At 71.8% G+C, this 3,873-nt stretch carries 4 protein-coding genes and 1 pseudogene; 3 read left to right on the forward strand and 2 right to left on the reverse strand.

Features of this window, described 5'->3' with window-relative positions:
* A pseudogene (locus tag A2790_RS02805) lies at positions 1-466 on the reverse strand (diacylglycerol kinase family protein); the annotation flags it as partial.
* A 91-nt stretch (positions 467-557) separates the two neighbouring features.
* On the opposite strand from A2790_RS02805, the gene A2790_RS02810 reads away from it, so the two are divergent.
* On the forward strand, positions 558-950 hold the full coding sequence (locus A2790_RS02810) for a hypothetical protein (RefSeq protein ID WP_293387372.1): 393 nt from the start codon (positions 558-560) through the stop codon (positions 948-950).
* On the opposite strand, the gene A2790_RS02815 is transcribed toward A2790_RS02810, so the two are convergent.
* Positions 936-1,721, reverse strand: a complete 786-nt coding sequence (locus tag A2790_RS02815) for a ZIP family metal transporter (protein ID WP_293387374.1) — start codon at positions 1,719-1,721, stop codon at positions 936-938. The two genes, A2790_RS02810 and A2790_RS02815, sit on opposite strands and share 15 nt — an antisense overlap.
* A 117-nt stretch (positions 1,722-1,838) precedes the next feature.
* Here A2790_RS02815 and A2790_RS02820 point away from each other — a divergent pair, with 117 nt between their 5' ends.
* On the forward strand, positions 1,839-2,543 hold the full coding sequence (locus A2790_RS02820) for a 2,3-diphosphoglycerate-dependent phosphoglycerate mutase (protein WP_293387376.1): 705 nt from the start codon (positions 1,839-1,841) through the stop codon (positions 2,541-2,543).
* 49 nt (positions 2,544-2,592) lie between these two features.
* The coding region (locus A2790_RS02825; RefSeq protein ID WP_293387378.1) for an ATP-grasp domain-containing protein at positions 2,593-3,873 on the forward strand (1,281 nt) is incomplete at its 3' end.

The following is a 3,873-nucleotide window of genomic DNA, read 5'->3' on the forward strand; positions in this document are numbered from 1 at the left end:
CCTGCAGCAGGGACGGCCCGCCGAAGAGCGCCGCGGCGAAGAATCGCTGGCCGGCGACCCGAGCCCCGTTGACCGGGCAGAGCTGAGGCGCGGCCAGCACGTCGTTGATCGCCTGACGCCAGGTCCGGGCGCCGTAGAGCGCGCGCGGCAGCACGTTCATGGTGCCGCCCGGGAGCGGCATCAGCACGGGTCCCGAGGGCTCGCAGCGTTCGGCCGCCGTGCGCACGGTGCCGTCGCCGCCCAGGACGATGAGCACGTCGGGCTTGCCGGCCAGGACCCGGTCCAGCGCCCGGCAAAGATCCGCGCCCAGTCCGCACCAGACCTCCGCCGGCGCAAGGCCGTGCGCCTGCAGGTGCGCGCGCAGCGCCTCGCCGGTCACCCGGCTGCAGCGGCCGCTCGCGGCGTTGACCACGGCCGCGATCTTGGCGGCCTTCAGGTCGAGGACAGGGTTCGGACTCAAGCGCATCGCTGCGGGAAACGGGCGTCCCCGGCCTCTGTTGCAGCGCCGGATCGGCTGGGCCGCTGAAGCGTTACCGCGCGGCGAAAGGAGCTACGCCATGGCCATGGCCGAAGATCGAAAACCAACCCGTTCCAAGGTCAAGGAGACCGGCCGAACCAGCCGGCTGGCGGACGAGGGGCGCGCGATCGCCGAACGCGCCGGCGTCGCGGCGCGAACGCGGGCGGCGGAAGCGGGCCAGGCGACGATGCAAGGCGCCCAGGCCGCAGCCGCCTATGCGCGTCGCCATCCGGTGAAGACGACGCTCGTGACTGCGGGCCTCCTCGCCGGCGCGGGCGTGCTCGCCAACCCGGCCGCGCGGCTGGCCGCGCTTCGCGGAGCCGCAGCGCTCTGGCGATTCGCCCGGCCGAGCGTCACCCGCTCAGCGGCGGCGAAGATCGCCACCATGGGAGCCGCCAGGCTGCGCGACGCCCGGGGATCAGCCGCCCGCTAGCCAGGCGTCGATCACCACCATCAGGATCAGTCCCGCCATCAGCGATCCCGTGGCCACGGCCTGGTGTCCCTTGGCGTGGGTCTCCGGGATGATCTCGGCGCTGACCACCCACACCATGGCGCCGGCCGCGAAGGCCAAGGCCGCCGGCAGCAATCCGTCGATCCACGACACCAGGGCGATGCCGATGAAGCCGCTGACCGGCTCCAGCAGCCCAGTCAGAAGCGCCACCGCAAAGGCGACCTTGCGCGGATAGTTGATGCTGGCCAGGGCGGCGGCGACGGCGAGGCCCTCGGGCAGGTTCTGCACGCCGATGCCCAGGGCCGCGCTCGTGCCGTTGGCGACGTCGGGGCCGCCGAAGCTCACGCCAAGGGCCAGTCCTTCGGGGATGTTGTGCAGGGCTATGGCGATGACGATCAGCCAGATTCGCTGCAGGGACTCGGCGGGTACGCCTTCGATCCTGATCACGAAGTGCTCGTGCGGCGCGAAGCGGTTCACGAGCTGCACGGCCATCGCGCCCAGCGCCAGCCCCAGCACCACCTCGGCGTGGCCGATCGTGGCGCCGAGCGGGTGCTGCGGCGCGAGCTCCAGCGCCGGGGAGATCAGCGAGCGGAAGGCCGCGGTCAGCATGACGCCCGCGGCGAACCCCAAGAACGCCGACTGCACGCGGTCCGAAAGCGTGCGGAGAAAGAAGACCGGCAGGGCCCCGACGCCGGTCGCCACGCCCGCCGCCGTGCTTCCCGCCAGGCCGGTCAGCACGAGCGGCCAATCCATGACGCCTCACGATCCGAGAAAGTCGTCGCCATAACGAGAGAAGCGCCGAACGGTGCCTTGGAACCGCATGTGCGCCAACGTGTTGGGCGGGCGGTTTCCCGAAGCCCGAGCTTCGCCATGCGCCGCCTCGTCCTCCTCCGCCACGGCCAGAGCCAGTGGAACGCCGCCAACCGGTTCACCGGCTGGGCCGACGTCGACCTGACGTCTGAGGGCGAAGCCCAGGCCGAGGCCGCCGGCCGGCTGCTCCGCGCGCAAGGCTTGGAGCTCGAGACGGCGTTCTCCTCGGTGCTCACCCGGGCGATCCGGACCCTGTGGATCGTGCTGCAGGCGGGCGGCCAGGCCTTCGTCCCCGAGCACAAGACGTGGCGGCTCAACGAGCGCCACTACGGCGCCTTGACGGGCCTGAAGAAGGACGAGGCCGCGGAACGGTTCGGCGCCGAACAGATCGCCCGCTGGCGCCGCGGCTATTCGGACCGGCCGCCGCCCATGGGGGAATCTGACCATCAGGCGCTGGCGCGGGACCGCCGCTACCGCGGCGTCCCCGCGCCGCGCACGGAGAGCCTGCAAGATGTCCAGGCGCGGTTGAAGCCCTGGCGCGCCCAGCTCGACAGCGCCCTCTCGGCCGGACCGGTCCTGGTGGTGGCCCACGGCAACAGCCTTCGCGCCCTGCTGAGCGACCTCCTGCGCCTTGCGCCCGAGGAGGTCCGGCGGCTCGAAATCCCCCTCGCCAATCCCCTCGTGGCGGAGCTCGACCATGCAAGAGGGACGAGCGCCCTGGCCTACCTGGATGCGAGCCGGGCCGCTGCGCTGCCACCCGCCTGAGGGCCGCTTGCGCGACCGGCGCCTCGAACCATCTTTACCCTGGAAGGACATGGACGCCACGCACGCACAGCTGAAGTCAGGACGGGTGATCGTCACCTACGGGCGCAGCCTCATGGCCCTGACGATCGCCCATTCCCTCGGACGTCGCGGCGTCGAGGTGATCGGCTGCGACGACGTCGGCCTGACCGCGGTGTCCTTCTCCCGTTTCGCCAAGAAGCACTTCACCCACGCGCCGGCGGCCAAGGATCCCGATCGGTTCATCGACGAGCTGGAGGCGGCGATCATCCGGCACAAGCCGAAGGACGGCCGACCTTATGTGCTGATCCCCTGTTTCCAGGAGACGCGGATCATCGCCCGCCACGCCGAGCGGCTGTCGCGGCACATCCAGGTGGCCGCTCCGGCGATCGAGGCGATCGCGGCCGTCGACCCGAAGGACGCGCTGATGCGCACGGCCCATGAGCTGGGCCTGAATGCGCCGCGGACCTGGACCGACGAGACGCTCCGGACCGGCGCGCCCCGTCCGGCGCAGTATCCCCTCGTGGCCAAGCCGGTGCGCGGCGTGGGCGGGCGCGGCGTCCGGCGCCTGACGGACGCCGAGGCGCTGGATGAGCTGCTGTCGAGCCCGACGGAGCCGCTGCTCATCCAGGATTACATTCCGGGCCAGGACTTCTGCCTGACCGCGCTCTACGACCAGGGACGCCGGCTGGCGAGCGCGGCCTATCGCAACCTCTCGCAGTTCCCGCGCGGCGCGGGGGCCGGCGTGTTGCGCGAGACCGTCGACGACAGCCCCTTCCTGGCGACGGCCGACAGCCTCTTCGGCCGGCTTGGCTGGACCGGCGTGGTGGAGGTGGATTTCCGCTGGGACGGGGTCGCCGAACCCTTCCTCATCGAGGTGAACCCGCGCTTCTGGGCGGGGCTGTTCCATACGGTCGAGTCCGGCGTCGACTTCCCCTGGATGCTCTACGAGCTGGCGGTCACCGGCCGGGTCATCACGCCTGCCGCGCCCAAGCTCGGCCAGCGGACCAAGGTGGGCGGCCTTCACCTCCTCTCCGCGATCCAGGAGGTCGCCGACTCCGACGAGGGCTTTGCGGGCCTGCGCGACGCCTGGGGCCAGTCGGTCCACCTCTTCCAGAGCGGACGGCTGCTCGACGCCTCCCGCGAGCTCGCGCGCGGGTTCGGGTCCGGTCTGGATCTCGGCCGCGCCGCCCAGCGGCTTAGGGAGTCGCTCCGCACCGCCCAGAACGCGCCGAACGAGCTCTTCCGCTCGGACGATCCGCTGGTCAGCCTGGGCGCCCTCTTCGTCGTCGCCTCCCTGATCCGGCACGGCAAG

The sequence above is a fragment of the Phenylobacterium sp. RIFCSPHIGHO2_01_FULL_69_31 genome (genome assembly GCF_001824475.1).
GTDB lineage: Bacteria > Pseudomonadota > Alphaproteobacteria > Caulobacterales > Caulobacteraceae > Phenylobacterium.